The sequence below is a fragment of the Pseudomonas sp. MYb193 genome, from assembly GCF_002966775.1.
Lineage (GTDB): Bacteria > Pseudomonadota > Gammaproteobacteria > Pseudomonadales > Pseudomonadaceae > Aquipseudomonas > Aquipseudomonas paracarnis.
Genome location: NZ_CP023269.1, coordinates 776,255 through 798,363 on the forward strand (window position 1 = coordinate 776,255; position 22,109 = coordinate 798,363).

The 22,109-nt window shown below is 57.9% G+C and carries 14 protein-coding genes, 2 tRNA genes and 3 rRNA genes; 13 read left to right on the forward strand and 6 right to left on the reverse strand.

The window, feature by feature from the left end; genetic code table 11:
* Window positions 1-6: 6 nt before the first annotated feature.
* From CLM72_RS03395 to CLM72_RS03440, 10 genes are all read left to right on the forward strand, one after another.
* Window positions 7-1,356 (forward strand): aspartate aminotransferase family protein, encoded by a 1,350-nt coding sequence (locus CLM72_RS03395; RefSeq protein ID WP_096143477.1) that lies wholly within the window; start codon window positions 7-9, stop codon window positions 1,354-1,356.
* A gap of 39 nt (window positions 1,357-1,395) precedes the next feature.
* Window positions 1,396-2,889, forward strand: a complete 1,494-nt coding sequence (locus CLM72_RS03400) for a CoA-acylating methylmalonate-semialdehyde dehydrogenase (RefSeq protein WP_105225634.1) — start codon at window positions 1,396-1,398, stop codon at window positions 2,887-2,889.
* 570 nt (window positions 2,890-3,459) lie between these two features.
* Window positions 3,460-4,996: ribosomal RNA gene (locus CLM72_RS03405) — 16S ribosomal RNA — on the forward strand.
* A gap of 160 nt (window positions 4,997-5,156) precedes the next feature.
* Window positions 5,157-5,233: transfer RNA gene (locus CLM72_RS03410), tRNA-Ile, on the forward strand.
* 30 nt (window positions 5,234-5,263) lie between these two features.
* Window positions 5,264-5,339: transfer RNA gene (locus tag CLM72_RS03415), tRNA-Ala, on the forward strand.
* 247 nt (window positions 5,340-5,586) lie between these two features.
* Window positions 5,587-8,478: ribosomal RNA gene (locus CLM72_RS03420) — 23S ribosomal RNA — on the forward strand.
* 151 nt (window positions 8,479-8,629) lie between these two features.
* A 5S ribosomal RNA gene (gene rrf / locus CLM72_RS03425) occupies window positions 8,630-8,745 on the forward strand.
* The 16S, 23S and 5S rRNA genes sit together here with 2 tRNA genes alongside, the layout of an rRNA operon.
* A 191-nt stretch (window positions 8,746-8,936) precedes the next feature.
* Window positions 8,937-9,596: a paraquat-inducible protein A gene (locus CLM72_RS03430; RefSeq protein WP_056787042.1), complete on the forward strand. Its 660-nt coding sequence runs from the start codon at window positions 8,937-8,939 to the stop codon at window positions 9,594-9,596.
* Window positions 9,583-10,206, forward strand: a complete 624-nt coding sequence (locus CLM72_RS03435; protein ID WP_105225635.1) for a paraquat-inducible protein A — start codon at window positions 9,583-9,585, stop codon at window positions 10,204-10,206. Before CLM72_RS03430 ends, CLM72_RS03435 begins: the two co-directional genes overlap by 14 nt.
* A complete protein-coding gene (locus CLM72_RS03440) occupies window positions 10,199-12,502 on the forward strand; it encodes a PqiB family protein (protein ID WP_105225636.1) in 2,304 nt (767 codons plus the stop codon). The genes CLM72_RS03435 and CLM72_RS03440 overlap by 8 nt, the downstream gene beginning before the upstream one ends.
* Before the next feature lie 186 nt (window positions 12,503-12,688).
* On the opposite strand, the gene mksF is transcribed toward CLM72_RS03440, so the two are convergent.
* From mksF to mksB, 3 genes are read right to left on the reverse strand one after another with little or no spacing between them, the layout of a single operon-like run.
* Window positions 12,689-15,529, reverse strand: a complete 2,841-nt coding sequence (gene mksF / locus CLM72_RS03445) for an Mks condensin complex protein MksF (protein WP_057977435.1) — start codon at window positions 15,527-15,529, stop codon at window positions 12,689-12,691.
* Window positions 15,526-16,233, reverse strand: coding sequence for an Mks condensin complex protein MksE (mksE, locus tag CLM72_RS03450; RefSeq protein ID WP_003188281.1), 708 nt, complete (start codon window positions 16,231-16,233; stop codon window positions 15,526-15,528). Before mksE ends, mksF begins: the two co-directional genes overlap by 4 nt.
* Entirely contained in the window at window positions 16,223-17,500 is a 1,278-nt protein-coding gene (gene mksB / locus CLM72_RS03455; RefSeq protein ID WP_003188283.1) for an Mks condensin complex protein MksB, read from the reverse strand. Before mksB ends, mksE begins: the two co-directional genes overlap by 11 nt.
* A 187-nt stretch (window positions 17,501-17,687) precedes the next feature.
* On the opposite strand from mksB, the gene CLM72_RS03460 reads away from it, so the two are divergent.
* Together CLM72_RS03460 and rimI are read left to right on the forward strand one after the other, a co-directional pair.
* On the forward strand, window positions 17,688-18,434 hold the full coding sequence (locus tag CLM72_RS03460) for an energy transducer TonB (protein WP_105225637.1): 747 nt from the start codon (window positions 17,688-17,690) through the stop codon (window positions 18,432-18,434).
* Entirely contained in the window at window positions 18,427-18,879 is a 453-nt protein-coding gene (gene rimI / locus CLM72_RS03465; RefSeq protein WP_003188286.1) for a ribosomal protein S18-alanine N-acetyltransferase, read from the forward strand. Before CLM72_RS03460 ends, rimI begins: the two co-directional genes overlap by 8 nt.
* Window positions 18,880-18,998: 119 nt before the next feature.
* Here rimI and CLM72_RS03470 read toward each other — a convergent pair whose 3' ends face one another.
* Complete coding sequence (locus tag CLM72_RS03470) at window positions 18,999-19,403, reverse strand: serine kinase/phosphatase (protein WP_105225638.1); 405 nt, start codon at window positions 19,401-19,403, stop codon at window positions 18,999-19,001.
* Between the two features lie 138 nt (window positions 19,404-19,541).
* Between CLM72_RS03470 and can the strand changes: the two genes are divergently transcribed.
* Complete coding sequence (gene can / locus CLM72_RS03475; protein ID WP_003188288.1) at window positions 19,542-20,186, forward strand: carbonate dehydratase; 645 nt, start codon at window positions 19,542-19,544, stop codon at window positions 20,184-20,186.
* Here can and CLM72_RS03480 read toward each other — a convergent pair.
* Entirely contained in the window at window positions 20,183-20,707 is a 525-nt protein-coding gene (locus CLM72_RS03480; RefSeq protein ID WP_034128124.1) for a hypothetical protein, read from the reverse strand. The two genes, can and CLM72_RS03480, sit on opposite strands and share 4 nt — an antisense overlap.
* A 131-nt stretch (window positions 20,708-20,838) precedes the next feature.
* A complete protein-coding gene (locus CLM72_RS03485) occupies window positions 20,839-22,008 on the reverse strand; it encodes a hypothetical protein (protein ID WP_105225639.1) in 1,170 nt (389 codons plus the stop codon).
* Between the last annotated feature and the right edge of the window lie 101 nt (window positions 22,009-22,109).

Below are 22,109 nucleotides of genomic sequence, written 5' to 3' on the forward strand. Positions count from 1 at the left end.
TTGCTGATGAACATGCCCGAAAACGCCCCATCGTCCCTGGCCAGCCAATTGAAGCTGGATGCGCACTGGATGCCTTACACCGCCAACCGCAACTTCCAGCGCGATCCCCGCCTGATCGTGGCCGCCGAAGGTAGCTGGTTGACCGATGACAAGGGGCGCAAGGTCTATGATTCGTTGTCGGGCCTTTGGACCTGTGGCGCCGGGCATACGCGCAAGGAAATCCAGGAAGCGGTCGCCAAGCAATTGGGCACCTTGGACTACTCTCCAGGTTTCCAGTACGGTCATCCGTTGTCCTTCCAGTTGGCGGAAAAGATCACCGACCTGACCCCAGGCAACCTGAATCATGTGTTCTTCACCGATTCGGGCTCTGAATGTGCCGATACAGCGGTGAAGATGGTGCGGGCCTACTGGCGCCTGAAAGGCCAGGCCACGAAGACCAAGATGATTGGTCGCGCCCGTGGTTACCACGGCGTGAACATTGCCGGTACCAGCCTGGGCGGTGTGAACGGTAACCGTAAGCTGTTTGGCCAGGCGATGATGGATGTTGACCATCTGCCTCACACCTTGCTGGCCAGCAACGCCTTCTCCCGGGGCATGCCGGAGCAGGGCGGTATTGCCTTGGCCGATGAGTTGCTCAAGCTGATCGAGCTGCATGACGCGTCGAACATCGCAGCCGTATTTGTCGAGCCTATGGCCGGTTCCGCTGGGGTATTGGTGCCACCGCAGGGGTATCTCAAGCGTCTGCGCGAAATTTGCGACCAGCACAATATCCTGTTGGTGTTCGACGAAGTGATCACGGGCTTTGGCCGCACCGGCTCGATGTTCGGTGCCGACAGCTTCGGCGTGACCCCGGACCTGATGTGCATTGCCAAGCAAGTTACCAACGGCGCGATCCCGATGGGCGCGGTGATTGCCAGCAGCGAGATCTACCAGACCTTCATGAACCAGGCGACGCCGGAATACGCAGTGGAATTCCCCCACGGTTACACCTACTCGGCGCACCCGGTGGCTTGCGCGGCGGGCTTGGCGGCATTGGACCTGTTGCAGAAAGAAAACCTGGTGCAGAGCGTAGCCGAAGTCGCGCCGCACTTTGAGAATGCGCTGCACGGTTTGAAGGGCAGCAAGAATGTGATCGACATTCGCAACTACGGCCTGGCCGGTGCGATTCAGATTTCCCCACGTGATGGAGATGCCATCGTGCGTCCATTCGAGGCCGGCATGGCGTTGTGGAAGGCCGGTTTCTATGTGCGTTTTGGCGGCGACACCCTGCAGTTCGGGCCAACCTTCAACAGCAAGCCGCAGGACCTGGACCGTCTGTTTGACGCGGTCGGCGAAGTGCTGAACAAGATCGACTGATTTCTCCTTCTATATAGAACAATTTTTCAGGAGCCCTGCATGAGCCTTATCCAGCATTTGATCAACGGTGAGCTGGTCAACGACAGCGGTCGTAGTGCCGACGTTTATAACCCGTCTACCGGGCAGGTGATTCACCAGGTGCCTTTGGCCAGTCGTGAAACCATTCAACAGGCGATTGACTCAGCCAAGGCGGCGTTTCCGGCTTGGCGCAATACGCCGCCGGCCAAGCGTGCCCAAGTGATGTTCCGTTTCAAGCAACTGCTGGAGCAGAACGAAGCACGGATCTCGCAGTTGATCAGCGAAGAACATGGCAAGACCCTGGAAGACGCCGCGGGTGAACTCAAGCGTGGGATCGAGAACGTGGAGTACGCGTGCTCGGCGCCGGAGATTCTCAAGGGTGAATACAGCCGCAACGTAGGGCCGAACATTGATGCGTGGTCGGACTTCCAGCCGTTGGGCGTGGTGGCGGGTATCACCCCGTTCAACTTCCCGGCGATGGTGCCGTTGTGGATGTACCCGCTTGCGATTGTCTGCGGTAACTGTTTCATCCTTAAACCTTCAGAGCGCGACCCGAGTTCGACGCTGTTGATCGCGCAGCTGTTGCAGGAAGCCGGACTGCCCAAAGGCGTGCTCAGCGTGGTGCATGGCGACAAGGGCGCGGTGGACGCACTGATCGAAGCGCCGGAAGTCAAAGCCTTGAGCTTTGTAGGCTCGACGCCGATTGCCGAGTACATCTATTCCGAAGCGACCAAGCGCGGCAAGCGCGTGCAGGCGCTGGGTGGGGCGAAGAACCACGCGGTGCTGATGCCGGATGCAGACCTGGATAACGCCGTGAGTGCCCTGATGGGCGCGGCTTATGGTTCCTGCGGTGAGCGTTGCATGGCGATCTCAGTGGCTGTGTGCGTTGGCGATCAGGTAGCGGATGCATTGATCGCCAAGCTGGTGCCGCAGGTCAAGGCGTTGAAGATTGGTGCGGGCACTTCTTGCGGGCTGGATATGGGCCCGTTGGTGACGGGGCAGGCGCGAGATAAAGTCAGTGGCTATATAGAAGACGGTGTGTCGGCGGGGGCTGAGCTGGTCGTTGATGGCCGTGGCTTGAGTGTTGCCGGGCATGAGCAAGGTTTTTTCCTCGGTGGCAGCTTGTTTGACCGCGTCATCCCTGAGATGCGTATCTATAAAGAAGAGATCTTTGGGCCGGTGCTGTGCGTAGTGCGGGTGGATAGCCTGGAAGCGGCGATGCAACTGATCAACGATCATGAATACGGCAACGGTACTTGCATCTTCACCCGTGACGGTGAAGCGGCGCGTCTGTTCTGTGATGAGATTGAAGTCGGCATGGTGGGGGTTAACGTGCCGCTGCCAGTGCCGGTTGCGTATCACAGCTTTGGTGGCTGGAAGCGCTCGCTGTTTGGCGACTTGCATGCCTATGGGCCGGATGGGGTGCGTTTCTATACCCGCCGCAAGGCGATCACCCAGCGTTGGCCGCAACGGGCCAGCCATGAAGCGTCGCAATTCGCCTTCCCTAGCCTGTAAGGCTCGGTAGGTAAAAGGCCGGCCCCTTGGGGCCGGCGTTTGCGTGATTGGGGCTTTTTGACTTATATGACAGAAATGTGAAAAAGAAGGTTGACGGCAGATTCTGGAAGCCTATAATTCGCCCCACTTCCGGCGCAGTCGAAACGGAAAACTCCTTGTTAAACAATGAGTTATGTGGTTTTCGGCAGCAAGTTGCTTCAGTTCATCGAAGCCAAAGGAAGTTGAAAAAGAGGTGTTGACAGCAGCGTGTAACGCTGTAGAATTCGCCTCCCGCTTACGAGAGATCGCAAGCGCAAGTGGTTGAAGTTGTTGAAGAAATCTTCGAAAACTTCTGAAAATAACCACTTGACAGCAAATGAGGCTGCTGTAGAATGCGCGCCTCGGTTGAGACGAAAGATCTTAACCAACCGCTCTTTAACAACTGAATCAAGCAATTCGTGTGGGTGCTTGTGGAGTCAGACTGATAGTCAACAAGATTATCAGCATCACAAGTTACTCCGCGAGAAATCAAAGATGTAACCAACGATTGCTGAGCCAAGTTTAGGGTTTCTTAAAAACCCAAAGATGTTTGAACTGAAGAGTTTGATCATGGCTCAGATTGAACGCTGGCGGCAGGCCTAACACATGCAAGTCGAGCGGTAGAGAGAAGCTTGCTTCTCTTGAGAGCGGCGGACGGGTGAGTAATGCCTAGGAATCTGCCTGGTAGTGGGGGATAACGTTCGGAAACGGACGCTAATACCGCATACGTCCTACGGGAGAAAGCAGGGGACCTTCGGGCCTTGCGCTATCAGATGAGCCTAGGTCGGATTAGCTAGTTGGTGGGGTAATGGCTCACCAAGGCGACGATCCGTAACTGGTCTGAGAGGATGATCAGTCACACTGGAACTGAGACACGGTCCAGACTCCTACGGGAGGCAGCAGTGGGGAATATTGGACAATGGGCGAAAGCCTGATCCAGCCATGCCGCGTGTGTGAAGAAGGTCTTCGGATTGTAAAGCACTTTAAGTTGGGAGGAAGGGTTGTAGATTAATACTCTGCAATTTTGACGTTACCGACAGAATAAGCACCGGCTAACTCTGTGCCAGCAGCCGCGGTAATACAGAGGGTGCAAGCGTTAATCGGAATTACTGGGCGTAAAGCGCGCGTAGGTGGTTTGTTAAGTTGGATGTGAAATCCCCGGGCTCAACCTGGGAACTGCATTCAAAACTGACTGACTAGAGTATGGTAGAGGGTGGTGGAATTTCCTGTGTAGCGGTGAAATGCGTAGATATAGGAAGGAACACCAGTGGCGAAGGCGACCACCTGGACTAATACTGACACTGAGGTGCGAAAGCGTGGGGAGCAAACAGGATTAGATACCCTGGTAGTCCACGCCGTAAACGATGTCAACTAGCCGTTGGAAGCCTTGAGCTTTTAGTGGCGCAGCTAACGCATTAAGTTGACCGCCTGGGGAGTACGGCCGCAAGGTTAAAACTCAAATGAATTGACGGGGGCCCGCACAAGCGGTGGAGCATGTGGTTTAATTCGAAGCAACGCGAAGAACCTTACCAGGCCTTGACATCCAATGAACTTTCCAGAGATGGATTGGTGCCTTCGGGAACATTGAGACAGGTGCTGCATGGCTGTCGTCAGCTCGTGTCGTGAGATGTTGGGTTAAGTCCCGTAACGAGCGCAACCCTTGTCCTTAGTTACCAGCACGTAATGGTGGGCACTCTAAGGAGACTGCCGGTGACAAACCGGAGGAAGGTGGGGATGACGTCAAGTCATCATGGCCCTTACGGCCTGGGCTACACACGTGCTACAATGGTCGGTACAGAGGGTTGCCAAGCCGCGAGGTGGAGCTAATCCCATAAAACCGATCGTAGTCCGGATCGCAGTCTGCAACTCGACTGCGTGAAGTCGGAATCGCTAGTAATCGCGAATCAGAATGTCGCGGTGAATACGTTCCCGGGCCTTGTACACACCGCCCGTCACACCATGGGAGTGGGTTGCACCAGAAGTAGCTAGTCTAACCTTCGGGAGGACGGTTACCACGGTGTGATTCATGACTGGGGTGAAGTCGTAACAAGGTAGCCGTAGGGGAACCTGCGGCTGGATCACCTCCTTAATCGACGACATCAGCTGCTCCATAAGTTCCCACACGAATTGCTTGATTCATTGAAGAAGACGAAAGAAGCAGCCTAAAGGGTTGTAGCTTAGTTGGTTAGAGCGCACCCCATGCTTTGTGGTAAAAAGCAGGGTGAGGTCGGCCTTAGCAGCTCGAAATTGGGTCTGTAGCTCAGTTGGTTAGAGCGCACCCCTGATAAGGGTGAGGTCGGCAGTTCGAATCTGCCCAGACCCACCAATTTTGTGTGGGAAACGCCTGTAGAAATACGGGGCCATAGCTCAGCTGGGAGAGCGCCTGCCTTGCACGCAGGAGGTCAACGGTTCGATCCCGTTTGGCTCCACCACTACTGCTTCTGTTTGTATAAAGCTTAGAAATGAGCATTCCATTGTTGTGATGGTGAATGTTGATTTCTAGTCTTTGACTAGTTCGTTCTTTAAAAATTTGGGTATGTGATAGAAAGATAGACTGAACGTTACTTTCACTGGTAACGGATCAGGCTAAGGTAAAATTTGTGAGTTCTCTTAATTGAGAAATTCGAATTTTCGGCGAATGTCGTCTTCACAGTATAACCAGATTGCTTGGGGTTATATGGTCAAGTGAAGAAGCGCATACGGTGGATGCCTTGGCAGTCAGAGGCGATGAAAGACGTGGTAGCCTGCGAAAAGCTTCGGGGAGTCGGCAAACAGACTTTGATCCGGAGATGTCTGAATGGGGGAACCCAGCCATCATAAGATGGTTATCTTGTACTGAATACATAGGTGCAAGAAGCGAACCAGGGGAACTGAAACATCTAAGTACCCTGAGGAAAAGAAATCAACCGAGATTCCCTTAGTAGTGGCGAGCGAACGGGGACTAGCCCTTAAGTGGCTTTTAGATTAGCGGAACGCTCTGGAAAGTGCGGCCATAGTGGGTGATAGCCCTGTACGCGAAAATCTCTTAGTCATGAAATCGAGTAGGACGGAGCACGAGAAACTTTGTCTGAATATGGGGGGACCATCCTCCAAGGCTAAATACTACTGACTGACCGATAGTGAACTAGTACCGTGAGGGAAAGGCGAAAAGAACCCCGGAGAGGGGAGTGAAATAGATCCTGAAACCGTATGCGTACAAGCAGTGGGAGCCCACTTTGTTGGGTGACTGCGTACCTTTTGTATAATGGGTCAGCGACTTATTTTCAGTGGCGAGCTTAACCGAATAGGGGAGGCGTAGCGAAAGCGAGTCTTAATAGGGCGTCTAGTCGCTGGGAATAGACCCGAAACCGGGCGATCTATCCATGGGCAGGTTGAAGGTTGGGTAACACTAACTGGAGGACCGAACCGACTACCGTTGAAAAGTTAGCGGATGACCTGTGGATCGGAGTGAAAGGCTAATCAAGCTCGGAGATAGCTGGTTCTCCTCGAAAGCTATTTAGGTAGCGCCTCATGTATCACTGTAGGGGGTAGAGCACTGTTTCGGCTAGGGGGTCATCCCGACTTACCAAACCGATGCAAACTCCGAATACCTACAAGTGCCGAGCATGGGAGACACACGGCGGGTGCTAACGTCCGTCGTGAAAAGGGAAACAACCCAGACCGTCAGCTAAGGTCCCAAAGTTATGGTTAAGTGGGAAACGATGTGGGAAGGCTTAGACAGCTAGGAGGTTGGCTTAGAAGCAGCCACCCTTTAAAGAAAGCGTAATAGCTCACTAGTCGAGTCGGCCTGCGCGGAAGATGTAACGGGGCTCAAACCATACACCGAAGCTACGGGTATCACGTAAGTGATGCGGTAGAGGAGCGTTCTGTAAGCCTGTGAAGGTGAGTTGAGAAGCTTGCTGGAGGTATCAGAAGTGCGAATGCTGACATGAGTAACGATAATGGGTGTGAAAAACACCCACGCCGAAAGACCAAGGTTTCCTGCGCAACGTTAATCGACGCAGGGTTAGTCGGTCCCTAAGGCGAGGCTGAAAAGCGTAGTCGATGGAAAACAGGTTAATATTCCTGTACTTCTGGTTATTGCGATGGAGGGACGGAGAAGGCTAGGCCAGCTTGGCGTTGGTTGTCCAAGTTTAAGGTGGTAGGCTGAAATCTTAGGTAAATCCGGGATTTCAAGGCCGAGAGCTGATGACGAGTTATCTTTTAGATAACGAAGTGGTTGATGCCATGCTTCCAAGAAAAGCTTCTAAGCTTCAGGTAACCAGGAACCGTACCCCAAACCGACACAGGTGGTTGGGTAGAGAATACCAAGGCGCTTGAGAGAACTCGGGTGAAGGAACTAGGCAAAATGGCACCGTAACTTCGGGAGAAGGTGCGCCGGTGAGGGTGAAGGACTTGCTCCGTAAGCTCATGCCGGTCGAAGATACCAGGCCGCTGCGACTGTTTATTAAAAACACAGCACTCTGCAAACACGAAAGTGGACGTATAGGGTGTGACGCCTGCCCGGTGCCGGAAGGTTAATTGATGGGGTTAGCTAACGCGAAGCTCTTGATCGAAGCCCCGGTAAACGGCGGCCGTAACTATAACGGTCCTAAGGTAGCGAAATTCCTTGTCGGGTAAGTTCCGACCTGCACGAATGGCGTAACGATGGCGGCGCTGTCTCCACCCGAGACTCAGTGAAATTGAAATCGCTGTGAAGATGCAGTGTATCCGCGGCTAGACGGAAAGACCCCGTGAACCTTTACTATAGCTTTGCACTGGACTTTGAATTTGCTTGTGTAGGATAGGTGGGAGGCTTTGAAGCGTGGACGCCAGTCTGCGTGGAGCCATCCTTGAAATACCACCCTGGCAACTTTGAGGTTCTAACTCAGGTCCGTTATCCGGATCGAGGACAGTGTATGGTGGGTAGTTTGACTGGGGCGGTCTCCTCCTAAAGAGTAACGGAGGAGTACGAAGGTGCGCTCAGACCGGTCGGAAATCGGTCGTAGAGTATAAAGGCAAAAGCGCGCTTGACTGCGAGACAGACACGTCGAGCAGGTACGAAAGTAGGTCTTAGTGATCCGGTGGTTCTGTATGGAAGGGCCATCGCTCAACGGATAAAAGGTACTCCGGGGATAACAGGCTGATACCGCCCAAGAGTTCATATCGACGGCGGTGTTTGGCACCTCGATGTCGGCTCATCACATCCTGGGGCTGAAGCCGGTCCCAAGGGTATGGCTGTTCGCCATTTAAAGTGGTACGCGAGCTGGGTTTAGAACGTCGTGAGACAGTTCGGTCCCTATCTGCCGTGGACGTTTGAGATTTGAGAGGGGCTGCTCCTAGTACGAGAGGACCGGAGTGGACGAACCTCTGGTGTTCCGGTTGTCACGCCAGTGGCATTGCCGGGTAGCTATGTTCGGAATAGATAACCGCTGAAAGCATCTAAGCGGGAAACTAGCCTCAAGATGAGATCTCACTGGAACCTTGAGTTCCCTGAAGGGCCGTCGAAGACTACGACGTTGATAGGTTGGGTGTGTAAGCGCTGTGAGGCGTTGAGCTAACCAATACTAATTGCCCGTGAGGCTTGACCATATAACACCCAAGCAATTTGAGTCGAAAGGCCAGATTGCGGTGTGTGAAGACGCAATGAACCGAAAGTTCGACGCTCACAAAACACCACGATCTATCACATACCCAATTTGCTGAAGCGAGGCCAACTGGCCACGACTCAGTACCCGAATTTCTTGACGACCATAGAGCATTGGAACCACCTGATCCCATCCCGAACTCAGCAGTGAAACGATGCATCGCCGATGGTAGTGTGGGGTTTCCCCATGTGAGAGTAGGTCATCGTCAAGATTAAATTCCAAAACCCCAATTGCGAAAGCAGTTGGGGTTTTGTTTTGGGCGCTCGAAAAGTGTCCACCTTGTCCCCGTACACCTGTGCGCCCCAACCTCCGACCTGACTGCCCCGACAAATTTGCACAGTTATTTCTGAGCGACACCACTAGAATAGCCACCTAACCATTTTTAGAGTCAGAGCCCTATCTATGCCCGATCCGGTTGATGCCCGCGAGGTATCGGATTTACCGCTGGACGATCTGGTGGCATGCCATGAGTGCGACTTGCTGATGCGCAAACCAACGCTCGCCCTCGGCGAAAAAGCCCAATGCCCACGCTGCGGCTACGAGCTATACGCTCACCGTCACAATGTGGTCGAGCGCAGTCTCGCCTTGGTACTGGCTGCACTGCTGTTGTACGTCCCCGCGAACTTTTTGCCCATCATGCAGCTCAATCTACTCGGGCAGTCTTCGGAGGACACCGTGTGGAGCGGCGTCGTTGGCCTGTTCGATACGGGTATGCAAGGCGTTGCCGCGGTGGTGTTCCTGTGCAGCATGGGCATCCCCTTGCTCAAGCTCCTGTGCCAATTGGCAGTGCTGCTCAGTATTCGCTGGAACATAGGGCGCAATTACGGGCTGCTGCTATATCGCATCTACCACCACATGAAGGACTGGGGGATGTTGGAGGTCTACTTGATGGGTGTGCTAGTGGCGATCGTAAAGCTCGCCGACATGGCCTCCATCACAATTGGCCTGGGTCTGGTCTGCTTCGTCAGTCTATTAATGGTTCAAGTTCTGCTTGAGGTGGTGATGTCGCCCCATCAGATCTGGCAAGCGCTGTCAGGAGAGGATGACCATGCGGGCGATTGATGCAGGTATTCTGATTTGTACCGAATGCCATGAGTTGAACAAGCAGGAAGCGGATAGCGAGGAGCAACTCTGCACCCGTTGCGGTGCGTTGATCCATGCTCGTCGCCCCAATAGCCTCACACGTACCTGGGCGCTGTTGATCACCGCGGCGATCCTGTATATCCCCGCTAACCTGTTACCCATCATGACGGTCAACTCCCTCGGCCAAGGCGACCCCAGCACCATCATGTCGGGTGTCATCCAGCTGGTGCAGCACGGGATGTTTCCTATCGCTGCCGTGGTGTTCATCGCTAGTATCCTGGTACCGACCTTCAAGTTGGTCGGCATTGGCCTGCTGCTGTTCTCGGTGCAGCGTCACCAACCGCTGTCCGCGCAACAACGCATTGTGATGTATCGCTTTATCGAGTTCATTGGGCGTTGGTCCATGCTGGATATCTTCGTGATCGCCATCCTGGTGGCGCTCGTTAACTTTGGGCGGCTAGCCAGTATCGAGGCCAACCTCGGCGCTGCGGCGTTCGCCAGTGTGGTGATCTTGACGATGTTTGCCGCAGTAACTTTCGATCCCCGACTGATTTGGGATAACACGGAGTCGGACGACGACCATGAGTGATTTGCCTAAAGCTAAAACCCGCCCAGCCTCTAACTGGTCGGCCATTTGGGTGCTGCCCCTGATTGCCCTGATCATCGGTGGCTGGCTGGGGTGGCGTGCCTATTCCCAGCAAGGTATCGAGATTCAAGTTCGCTTTGAAAGCGGCGAAGGTATTCAGGTCAACAAGACCGAAGTGGTCTACAAAGGCATGACCGTGGGCAAGGTCAAAACCCTGGCCCTGGATGACGAAGGCAGCAATCGCGGGGTGATCGCCACCATCGAGATGAACAAGGACGTGGAGCAGTACCTCAAGACCAACACCCGCTTCTGGTTGGTCAAGCCCAGCGTCAGCCTTGCCGGTATCACCGGCCTGGAAACCCTGGTTTCAGGTAACTACATCGCCGCCAGCCCCGGTGATGGCGAGCCCACGCGCAAGTTCAAGGCGCTCTCCGAAGAGCCGCCGTTATCCGACGCCAAGCCCGGCTTGCACCTGACCCTCAAGGCCGATCGCCTGGGCTCGTTGAACCGTGGCAGTCCGGTGTTCTACAAGCAGATTCAGGTCGGCCAGGTTAAAAGCTACCTGCTGTCTGAAGACCAGAGTACCGTCGAGGTCAAGGTCTATATCGAGCCAACCTACGCCAACCTGGTGCGCAAACACACGCGTTTCTGGAATGCCAGCGGCATCAGTATCGACGCCAACCTTTCCGGCTTGAAAGTGCGCAGCGAATCCCTCTCCAGCATTGTCGCCGGAGGTATCGCCTTCGCCACTCCTGAAAACCGCAAAGACAGCCCGCCCACCGACCCGAGCCTGCCTTTCCGCCTATACGAAGATTTCGATGCCGCCGCAGCGGGGATCAAGGTCAAGGTCAAGCTCACCGACTTTGAAGGCCTGCAGGCCGGGCGTACGCCGGTCATGTACAAAGGCATCCAGGTCGGTAGCCTGAAAACCCTGAAGATCGACCCGGACCTGTCCAGTGCCAGCGCCGAGCTGACCCTCGATCCATTGGCCGAAGACTACCTGGTCGAGGACACGCAATTCTGGGTGGTCAAACCGTCCATCTCCCTGGCGGGCATCACCGGCCTGGAGGCCTTGGTCAAGGGCAACTACATCGCGATTCGCCCAGGCGACAAAGGCACCCCGCCACAACGCGAATACGTAGCCCGCGCCAAGGCGCCACCTTTGGACCTGCGTTCCCCGGGCCTGCACATGGTGTTGCTCACCGACAGCCTGGGCTCGTTGGATGTCGGCAGCCCGATTCTGTACAAACAGGTCAAAGTCGGTTCGGTGCAGAGCTACCAGTTTTCACGTAAGAAAAAACAACTGGTGATCGGCGTTCATATCGAGAAGGAATACGAAAGCCTGGTCAACGGCTCGACGCGCTTCTGGAATGCCAGCGGCGTCACCCTCACGGGCGGGCTCACCGGCGGTATCCAGGTCAAAAGCGAATCCCTGGCCAGCCTGATGGCGGGCGGTATCGCCTTCGAAACGCCGGAACCGAACGTGCCATTGAAACATCGCATCCCGCGCTTTCGCCTGTATGCCGACCGTGATGCCGCCAACCAGCACGGCACTCTGGTGACCATCAAAGTCGACCGAGCCGACGGCCTGAGCGCCGGCACACCGGTGCGCTTCAAGGGGCTGGATGTGGGCAAGATCGAGAGTGTCGACCTCAGTGCCGACATGCAGTCGGTGCTGCTCAAGGCGCGTATCACTCAGGTCGCGGACCGCATTGCGCGTACGGGTAGCCAGTTCTGGGTGGTCAAGCCGGAACTGGGGCTGATGAAGACGGCTAACCTGGAGACCCTGGTCACCGGCCAATACATCGAAGTCCAACCGGCCGCGAAAAACGCTGGCCCGCAGAAGAGCTTTGTCGCCCTGGCCCAGCCGCCTGAAACCGTGCATCAGGAAGCTGGCCTGAGCCTCACACTCAGCGCCGCCCGCCGTGGTTCGTTGAAGGAAGGGGTACCGGTGACCTACCGTGAAGTGACGGTCGGCAAAGTCACCGACTATGAGCTGGGCCAGACCGCCGACCGTGTGTTGGTGCACATCCTGATCGAGCCCAAGTACGCACCTCTGGTACGCAGTGGCAGCCGCTTCTGGAACACCAGCGGCTTTGGCCTCGACTTCGGCTTGTTCAAGGGCGCGACCGTGCGTACCGAGTCTCTGGAGACGCTGGTGGCCGGCGGGATCGCCTTTGCCACGCCGGATGGCGAGCGCATGGGTAACCCGGCACGGCCGCAGCAGACGTTCCCGTTGTTCGACAAGTTTGAGGATGAATGGCTGACCTGGGCGCCCAAGATTCCACTCGGTAAATAAACCGAGGCGCGGCTATCGCGGGCAAGCCCGGCTCCCACAGGGATATGCATTTTCAGCAAGTATGCATTCCAACTGTGGGAGCCGGGCTTGCCCGCGATGAGGCCCACAAACACAGCGCAAATCCCAAGCCGAAAAAAGGCCGCGATCCCAAAAGATCGCGGCCTTTTTGCCTTTCAGTACAGCCCGTCAGACTTCATCCAGCTCCGGCTCGTCCGCCTGCACATTCATCGTCGCCTTCACCACATCATGGCGACGGATGTACTTCCAGTCCGCCTCATCAATGTAGATCCCGTTCGGCCCGCTGCCGCCTTCCAGGTCGATCGCCACCTGGGCGGACACCTGCGGCTTCACACTGGCCAGAATCGGTACAAAGCCCAATTGCAGGCTGGTTTCCAACAGCGCAGCCTGGTTTTTCTCATCGATGTCTGCCGCTTCATCGAGGTAGTACGGCAACCGCACGCGACCGGCCTGGTCGCGGTCCATCAGGTGCAGCAACAAGTACATGTTGGTCAGCGCCTTGATGGTCATGGTGGTGCCGTTGGACGCAGCGCCGTCGATGTCGGTATGGATCACCGGCTGGCCGTTGACCTTGGTGATTTCGAACGCCAATTCGAACAAGTCCTTGAGGCCCAACTGGTTATGGTTGGCGGCTACCAGACGAGCCAGGTATTCCTTGGCTTCTTCGTTCTTGTTGTCCTGTTCGGCGCTCTGGCTGAGGTCGAACACCGAGAGGGTCTCGCCTTCTTCATACTGACCGGCACTGTGGATGATCTGGTCGATATGCTTGAGCGCTTCCTTGTTCGGCGCCAGTACGATGCGGAAGCTTTGCAGGTTGGAGACCTGGCGCTTGTTGATCTCGCGGTTGAACAACGCCAACTGGTGTTCCAGGCTGTCGTAGTCACTACGGATGTTGCGCAGGGTACGGGCGATGTCGGTGACCGCTGCACGGCGCGCCTTGCCGAGGGTCAGCGCCTCGTCGGTACGGTGCGCATAGGCGTTGATCAGCAGTTGCAGACGACGCTCGACATCATCCTCACTGTCGAACTTGGCCACGCCCTTGAGACGCACCTGGGCGTACAGCGCTTCGATCTGGCCATCGGCGCGCAGCAAACCCTGCCAGCTGTCCTGATAGTCATTGAGCAGCGGCAGCAGGTTGTCCATGGAGTCGTCGACCGGGTCCATGAACGGCGTACCGAACGGCAGGTCCGCCGGCAACAGCTGACGACGGCGCAACGCGTCATCCAGCGTGCGTTGCTTGGCTTCCATATCGCCGATCTGACGGCCGACCAGTTGCAGCTTGGCCGACAGTTGCTGGACACGCTCGGTAAAGGCATCGCTGGAACGCTTCAACTCGTCCTGGGCGGCTTCCATCTGCGCCAGGTTTTCCAGCTTCTCGCCTTCTTCGGCGCTCAGGGTCTGGGTGCGGCGGAAGTCTTCCAGGGCCTTCTGGGCATCCAGTACCTGCTGGTACAGCGCTTCGGTCTGGGTCTTGCTTGCGGCGCGGTCGGACGCCACGGCCTGCTGGGTTTTCAGTTGCTTGAGCTCTTTTTCCAGGCGCTCTTTCTGGTCACGCAACGCGGCGCGATCCGCCAGGGCTTGCAGTGCCGGCGGCTCGATGTGCGAGATGTCGATGGATAGCCCCGGCACCTCAAAGCGCTCGCCCTTGAAGCCATCGAGAATCTGCTCCAGGGATTTGACCCACTGGCCGTCCTCGTCCAGCGTGATGCCATGTTCGCCCAGCGGCAGGCTGAACAGCGAGCTGTTGAACAGGCGCATCAGGCGCTCGACATCCTGCTGCGAAAATTCTTCGCGCAGCTTGGCGTAGCTGTTGTTATCCGCGTGATCGAGCTGCTGCTTGACCGACTTCAAGCGCTTTTCCAGGTCGCGCAGGCGTTCTTCCAAGTCCTCGGCGCTGAACTGCCGCGACTGCGCCAAGGCGCCCGCCAGTTCATCATGGGCATCCTTGGCGGCGAGCAATTGCTGCTCCAGCATCTTGACGTCATCCACCAGGGCAAAGCGGTGCTTGAGCACCGACAACTCGCCCAACCAACGCTGGATGCCACTGATTTCCCGCTCCAGGCGCATCAGCTCCTGGGTGCCGCCGCGCTGGTCGTTTTGCAGCGCGTCCTGCTCGTTGCGGTAGTGTTCGGCCTGGATGGTCAGCTCTTCCTTGCGCGCACTGGCGTAGTCCGACCAGGTGCCCAGCAACGAATCCAGCAGCGGCGACAGGCGATGCAGTTTGCCGCGCAGGGCGTCGCGCTGTTTCACGCCATTGGCCAGGGCTTCAACCAAGGGGCCGGCAGCCACCAGCGAGTTGTAGTCCTGCTCCATGCGTCGCACATCACGGAAGGCTTCTTCACAGGCCGCGATGTAGTCGACACTGCCCGAACGCAGGCTGTGTTCGAAGGCATCAAGGAACAGTTGCTTGAGCTTGGCCGCGGTGATTTCGCGCATGTGCAGCAGGTTGATAAACAGCGCGCGGAACGTCTTCAGGCTCTGCTCGCTCGTGGAGCGCAGCGGAATCAGCGTCAGGTCCAGCGGGACCGACGTATGCCCGCCCACCAGCAAGCGCCGCAGCTCATCGGGCTTGAGCTCGTAGGCTTTCAGGCCCTCGCGCTCAAGGTTGGTGAACAGCTCTTTCTGGCGCAGGCAGGTGTCGTTTTTCTGGTAGTGGGCAAGGTCCAGCTTGCCGGCGTAGGCAAAAAACTGGTGACCAAAGCCGCCGCCCGGGCCGCGGCCGACCACGCCGATAACGTGCGGGCCGTGGGGCAGAGAGACTTCTACCAGGATGTAGCTGGTGTCGGTGGCAAAGTAGAAACGCCGCGATTGTTCCAGGGTGTACTTGCCGAAGCTCATGTCCGACATGCGTGCCAGGATCGGGAATTGCAAGGCGTTGATCGAGGCGGATTTACCCAGGTTGTTGGCGCCGTACACCGACAGCGGTTCTTCCAGCGGGAACAAGCCCAGGCTGTAACCGGCGGTGTTCAATAGGGCGAAGCGGCGGATGCCGTAGCGTTCCTTACTCATGCGTCGGTCTCCTGTTCTTCGGCAATGGCACGGGCCAGGGCATCTTCTTCGCTTTCTTCGGTGAAGGCGCTCAGATCCAGCGGGTCATCGGTCTTCAGCAGTTTCTCGTCGCTGTCCTCGTCGATAATCACCGGTGCCGGCAGCGGCAGTACGCTGTGTACGCTGGCGGCAAGGTCGCGGTCCTGCTGCACCGACAGGCACACATCCAGGAAGCGGTGCATCGGCGGCAGGAAGCGGTAGATACCGTTGTCCTCGCTGGCAAAACCCAGTTGGGTCATGCGGCGCATGATCTTTTCTTCGAGTTCTTCCTGGGTCTGCACCTCGGCCTGGATAAACAGGTCACGGTATTTCTCCAGCAACGAAGGCAATTCATCGCGGCCCAGGCTGCCGCCGTCGAGTACCGCAATCGGGTCGCGACCCTGGTCGGCCAGGTGTTCGACGATGATGAAGGTGAACAGGGCCAGGCGCTGGGCGGTTTTGTTCACCTGCGCGGCAGCCACGGCAGTGTCCGGCACGAAGTAATAGAAGCCGCGGGTATCGCACACCAGCTCAAAGCCCAGGGCCTTGAACAGCGTGCGGTACTGGTCCTGGAAGTTCGACAATTGCGCGTACAGCTCCGGGTCGCGACGGCTGACGTGGTAACCCTTGAACAGCTCGCGAAAAATCGGCGCCAGCTGGGACAGTTCGGATAGATCAAGATGCATAAGGCGTGCTCGCAGAATTCTCGGTGGCATCGACGCCGGCCGGGAGCAGGGCGAAGGAGCGCAGGCTGACCTGGTGCTCGTGGGTGTGGTAATCGCGACGTTCCAGGCGCTCGCGCTTGAAGCGTTTTTCCCGGGACAGGCGCGAGAACCAGTACAGCAATTCATCGGTGGCGCCGTCCGGTTCCTGCTCCAGCAGCCAGGTCATCAGGTCGGGCATCGGCAGCGCGTCTTCGCAGCGTTCGAGCATTTCCTTGACCGTACGCGGTGCGCGCGGGGCTTCGCCTTTGTGGGACTTGTGCGCCTTGGGGAAACGCGCCGGCTTGGGCTCGAAATTGGCCAGGGCATACACATAGGCCTCGACCTGGCTCGCACTGCCCAAAAAGGTACTTTGCGGCCGGGTGAACATCGGCATCGCCGCTTGCGGCACCGCGTCCAGGCCTTTGCGGCGAATCGCCGACAGGGCCAGCGCCGCACCGCGAGTCACGGCGTTATGCCGACGTGCTTCTTCACGCAGCGGCAGCAGCAACTCCCGCGCATGGCGCAAGGTGAGCTGGGCGCTGGTTTGCATCTCGAGGATGCGCGCATGGGTGCGCAGCAGCATGTCGTCATCTACCAGGTGGCCAAGACGCTGTTGCTCGGTGAGCATGCGCAGCAGCACGTTTTCCACCTTGCGTACGCCTTGCTCGAAGGCGCCGTCGGCGTTCACCAGCTGGATCATCGGCTCGACGTACTCGTCCCAGGTCGCCAATACCTCGGCGTAGCGCTGGCGCAACGGGATCTGGCGGTCGCTGGTCTTGGCGCGGTCAGCGACGGCGGCGAGGGCCTGTTCGTCGTTGGCGAGTTTTTTGAGCACATCGCGCACGCGCATATCCAGAAGGCGCAGTTGCCGGGCCAGGTCGTGGCCGTCACGGATGTCGAAGGCGTCCTGGATATAACCTGCCAGACGCTCCAGGTGGCGCAGGTAGGCTTCGATTTCCAGGCACAGGCCAAGCCGGTGCTCCTTGCGAAGATAGGCGAGGAAGTCGTGGATCTGCGCGTTGAGCTCGAAACGGTTCGGGCTCTTGGCGACAGGCACCAGGATATCCAGGCGAATCCACACGTCCAGTAGGCTGGTGATGTCCTGGGGCGTGCTGTCCAGTTGTTGGGCGGCCAACTGTGCGCGCAGCTCGGCCAGGCTCAGGGTGCCTTGGTCGAAGTGTTCGCACAGAGGCTCAAGTAAGGCCCAGTGTTCGGCGAGGGCGCGCAGGACGCGCTTGGGTTCGATCATGGGAATGGCCGGCTGGTTGGCGATTAAAAGTCGCGATTGTACTGCATCAGGCGCGGGATTTATCCACAGCCGGTCAGTGCGCAGTGGGCGATTGTTGCCGAACAGCGGTAGAATCCCCGCTCTTTACTTATCCACAAGTGGCCGAGCTGTGCTTATCGAGTCCCGACGTCGCGCTTACTTGACCGCCATGCAGGTGGTCAACTGGCTGCCCCGCACCGAACTGCCGTTTGCCGCGCCGTCGCGGCCCGAGTTGTTGCAGGCGCTTGAGCCTTATGAGGCGTTCGAGTCGTCGGGGGAAGAAGCGGCCGCGCCCGTGGCGGTGGTCAAGCCCACCCCTGAGACGCGCCCGGTGGTCGAACGGGCCAAGATCGAAGTGCCGCGCCCTGTGCCGGTGACCAAGGCTGCCAAGGTGGTGGAGGAGGCTGCGCCGGTGGCCAAGGCGCCAGTGGTGCCGCCGCCACGCTTTGCCCTGCAATTGCTGCGGGCCGGGCGTTGCCTGTTGCTGGTGGAACTGCCGACCGGCGAACGTTTCCAGTCCCGTGACCCGGCCTACCTGTTGCTCAAGGACATGCTGCGCGCCGCCGGCCTGCCCGACAGCCCGCAAATCGTCGGTGAGCCGGTGCGCTGGCCGCTGCTGGTGCGCGGCACCATGGACCAGGGCCCCGAGGCCGCACGAGATTTCGTCCAGGGGTTTGTCTCGGCGCGCCTGGAAGACGAGCCTTGCGTGTGCTTGTGGCTGATCGGCCTGCCCGCTGTGCGGTTTGCCGGTGAAGCCAACGCCGAGGCCTGGTACCGCGAGCTGCAGGTTGAAGGCCTGGGTTCGGTGTGGGCCCTGCCGGGCCTGGAATTATTAATGGAAGAGCCACAGCGTAAGGCTGATGTCTGGCAAGCCATGCGCCGGCTGATGGCGCGCTGGAAAACAACTGATGAGTGAGGCTTTATCCTTTCGCCCGATGACCGAGGCTGACCTCGACGCCGTGCTGAAAATCGAATACGCGGCGTTCAGCCACCCCTGGACCCGCGGGATTTTTCTCGACGGGCTGGGCAAGTACCAGATCTGGCTGATGTTCGAAGGCGAGCAGCAAGTGGGGCACGGGGTGGTGCAGATCATTCTCGATGAAGCGCACTTGCTGAACATTACCGTGAAGCCGGAAAACCAGGGCCGTGGTTTGGGCCTGGCGCTGCTGGAGCATTTGATGTCGCGTGCCTATGCCGCCAATGCGCGAGAATGCTTCCTTGAAGTGCGGGACAGCAATACCGGCGCGTTTCGCCTGTATGAGCGTTATGGCTTCAACGAGATCGGCCGTCGCCGGGATTACTACCCCGCTGTGGGTGGCCGCGAAGATGCAGTCGTGATGGCGTGCACCCTGGTCGATTAAATACAGAGCCCCCTATGTGCAGAACCTCTGTGGGAGCCGGGCTTGCCCGCGATGCAGGCACCTCGGTCTTTAAGTAACACCGCGGTGATACCATCGCAGGCAGGCCAGCTCCCACAGGGTCAGCGCTTGCCGTTCAGCGGGTCCAGATCAGCCAGTTCCGCCTCATCCAACCCATTCCCGCCACCAATGTCATTTTCTCCCACGACGCTCAAGTCATAGTCGGCGGCGCTATCTTCGCCTTCCTCCTGCGCATCCCGTGCGCCGTCCTCACGGATCAGCGTTTCCGGGCTCATATCGTCGTCGGTGGATTCATGATCATCCGTCGAAGCGCCGGTCAGCCCGGCTTCGCGCACCCGTTCGTCGGGCATCAGATGGTCGCGCTCACGGCGGGGCAGCTCGTCGCCGATTTCCGCAGTCTGGTCCTGCTCGTCAAAATCCAGCTCGCGCATCTCACCCATGCGGTCTTCGTTGTCATCGATCGGTTCCGGCTGCGTTGCGCCGTAGGGACGTCGTGATTCAGTCATGGCCAATCCTCATACTGTGGGGCTTATAGTGTGTTGACAGGCATGGCAGCCAAAAAATTCAAGCTAATTAGCGCCTGGCGTGACCCGGACGAGGGCTTGTCAGTCACAAACCTGCGCATCATTCCTGAGGCTTCCCTGATGAACGAACTACAAGACCTGCTTGATAACAACGAACGCTGGGCGGACGCGATCAAACAGGAAGATCCCGAATTCTTCGCCAAGCTCGCCCGCCAGCAGACCCCGGAATACCTGTGGATCGGCTGCTCCGATGCCCGTGTACCGGCCAACGAGATCGTCGGCATGTTACCCGGTGATCTGTTTGTGCATCGCAACGTGGCCAACGTGGTGCTGCACACTGACCTCAACTGCCTGTCGGTGATCCAGTACGCGGTGGACGTGCTCAAGGTCAAACACATCCTCGTCACTGGCCACTACGGCTGTGGCGGCGTGCGTGCGTCGATGCAGGACCGCCAGTTCGGCCTGATCGACGGCTGGCTACGCACCATTCGCGACCTTTACTACGAAAACCGCGATGTGCTGGCCCAGTTGCCGACCGAAGAAGAGCGTGTGGACCGCATGTGCGAGCTCAACGTGATCCAGCAGGTGGCCAACGTCGGCCACACCAGCATTGTGCAAAATGCCTGGCATCGTGGGCAGAGCCTGTCGATCCATGGCTGCATCTATGGCATCAAGGACGGTCGCTGGAAGAGTTTGAACACCACCATCAGTGGCTTCGAGCAACTGCCACCGCAATACCGCCTGCGTCCTTTGGGCGAAGCCTAAGGTCGTTTGTGCTCACGCCACCAGGCCATGAAGGCCTGGCCTTCGGCGTTCAGCGGCTCCTTGCTGCCGGTGATCCAGCCCCGGCAGTTCAGCTCGCCGCAATGGCAAGCGAACTGCCGGGCCAGTGTGTCTTCGGTGGTGGCGTAATCCAGCGTCAGCAAGCTGCCGGCGCCGATGGGTTGCACCGTCCATAGCTCCAGGTACGTCGTGTCTAGAAACACGTTCGGGTTGCAGGAGTGCTGTAACAGGCCGCAGAGCCAACAATCGTACAAGTGGATGCGGGGTGACAGTTGCAGCGTGTACGGGCGCCGTTCGCTCACGGCATAACCGGAAACCTTAGCAATGCGCGTGCGACTCTCAAAGGCCACGCGCGCCGTGACCCTGGCCGCAACCCCTTCAGCCTCTTGCTTGACCTCAAAGTGCTCGGTCGAGGGGTAACCCTGTTCCACGAGCAGCGTCTTGAAGGGATAGAGGCAGTCATTCACAGCCGTTTCAGCCTTATCCATGGCTCGAGTTTTCATCACTCTCCTGAGCGGGGCTGCATGGACCTGCGGGTGTGACAGTCTTGCAGCAAATGGGCGCGGCCCTAGATTCGCCGAAGTGGGATCCGGTTTCTACTGTCAAAGTTGACAGTAGAAACGGTTTCTTCGCCTTAAAGCGCGGGGGCTATGACGGTGGGCGCGGGCGCGGCATTTTTCAACTGTTTCAACTGCGCCTTGATAGGCGCTGTGGCGCACTTGGCGTTGGCCTGCTCGGGCGTCAGGTGGCGCACCGAGGTGTAGAACAATTCACACGTCTGCTCCTTGCGCGTGACTTGCCAAGTGTTCAGGCAGGCCTTGAGCAATACGTTCGCATCGCTGGCGGGTTTCTGGCCCATGCCTGCTTGCCAGCAGGCGGCGCTCAAGTCCTGGCCCATCACTTTCAAACCGGCGTCATCAGCCTTTTGTTCATCACCGTCATAGCTGTCGGGGCTGGCCGCATACCAAATGTAACTTGGGTGGTTGGCGCCCAATACCGCGACGGTTTTGCCAGGCTCCGGGCTGATCTGCGCCAGGCTCAGCACGCCCACGGTTTGCCCGTATTGTTGCTTGATCCAGCTACGCACTGGCGCGCCGAAGGCCACCATCGGCAATGCGCCGCCAGGGCGCAGGCTCAGTTCCTTGACCATGCGGGTCTGGTAGTCGGTGAAATACCCGTAGACGGTTTCCAGATCTTTGCCGGCATTGGACGGCGCAGCGATGGGCGCGATATCGATGATGGTCTGGTACGCCGGCGTTTCCGTGGCCGGTACGCCATTTTCGCTCAACAAGGTGGCCCAGCGGTCGGTGGTGGCCGATTCCAGGTAATCCTGGGCCTGGGTCAGCGAGTAATCCGGAGGGAAGTGCAACAGCTCGATGCTTTTGCGGTTTTCCAGGGCCATGCCCAACGGCAGGAACAGATACCAGTTGTAGGCCCATTTGCCATCGCTGTTGAGCTGGCTGGCGCCTTGGTAAGCCAGGTCGGCGGTATTGAGCAGCGTGGTCAGTGGCTGGCCGTAACTGTCGGGCACGCCGCTGAAGGTCGCCGTGACCTGACCGTCGTGGGTCTTCACACTGACCTTGGCCCGGCTGTAACCGTCACGTTGCAGGCTCTGGTTCAGATAGTGTTCGGCGGTCTGCTCCAGTGACCATGGCCGAAAGCAGATTACATTGCAGTTGTTGGGGTACGCGAACAACTGGGTGACGCGCTGCGTGCTGCCCAGTGGCACCTCGATGTCGGCCTGTACGACCGCACTCGCCAGTAGTGCGGCGAGGGTGAAGGACAGCCTGGTCGGTTTAAACATAGTCGATTCCTTGTCAGCGAAGCCCGTCTGCGCGGGATGGAAGCCCACCTGCACACAGTAGCGGCTGACCGGGAAAATCGCGTGTTAAATCGCCCGGCATG

Bases quoted from the DNA above. Each gene is read 5' to 3' on its own strand.
- CLM72_RS03430 (WP_056787042.1), top strand. From the start codon at position 8,937: ATGCCCGATCCGGTTGATGCCCGCGAGGTATCGGATTTACCGCTGGAC.
- can (WP_003188288.1), top strand. From the start codon at position 19,542: ATGAACGAACTACAAGACCTGCTTGATAACAACGAACGCTGGGCGGAC.
- CLM72_RS03395 (WP_096143477.1), top strand. From the start codon at position 7: ATGAACATGCCCGAAAACGCCCCATCGTCCCTGGCCAGCCAATTGAAG.
- CLM72_RS03480 (WP_034128124.1), bottom strand. From the start codon at position 20,707: ATGAAAACTCGAGCCATGGATAAGGCTGAAACGGCTGTGAATGACTGC.
- CLM72_RS03470 (WP_105225638.1), bottom strand. From the start codon at position 19,403: ATGACTGAATCACGACGTCCCTACGGCGCAACGCAGCCGGAACCGATC.
- rimI (WP_003188286.1), top strand. From the start codon at position 18,427: ATGAGTGAGGCTTTATCCTTTCGCCCGATGACCGAGGCTGACCTCGAC.
- CLM72_RS03460 (WP_105225637.1), top strand. From the start codon at position 17,688: ATGCAGGTGGTCAACTGGCTGCCCCGCACCGAACTGCCGTTTGCCGCG.
- CLM72_RS03400 (WP_105225634.1), top strand. From the start codon at position 1,396: ATGAGCCTTATCCAGCATTTGATCAACGGTGAGCTGGTCAACGACAGC.
- mksE (WP_003188281.1), bottom strand. From the start codon at position 16,233: ATGCATCTTGATCTATCCGAACTGTCCCAGCTGGCGCCGATTTTTCGC.
- mksF (WP_057977435.1), bottom strand. From the start codon at position 15,529: ATGAGTAAGGAACGCTACGGCATCCGCCGCTTCGCCCTATTGAACACC.
- CLM72_RS03435 (WP_105225635.1), top strand. From the start codon at position 9,583: ATGCGGGCGATTGATGCAGGTATTCTGATTTGTACCGAATGCCATGAG.
- CLM72_RS03440 (WP_105225636.1), top strand. From the start codon at position 10,199: ATGAGTGATTTGCCTAAAGCTAAAACCCGCCCAGCCTCTAACTGGTCG.
- mksB (WP_003188283.1), bottom strand. From the start codon at position 17,500: ATGATCGAACCCAAGCGCGTCCTGCGCGCCCTCGCCGAACACTGGGCC.
- CLM72_RS03485 (WP_105225639.1), bottom strand. From the start codon at position 22,008: ATGTTTAAACCGACCAGGCTGTCCTTCACCCTCGCCGCACTACTGGCG.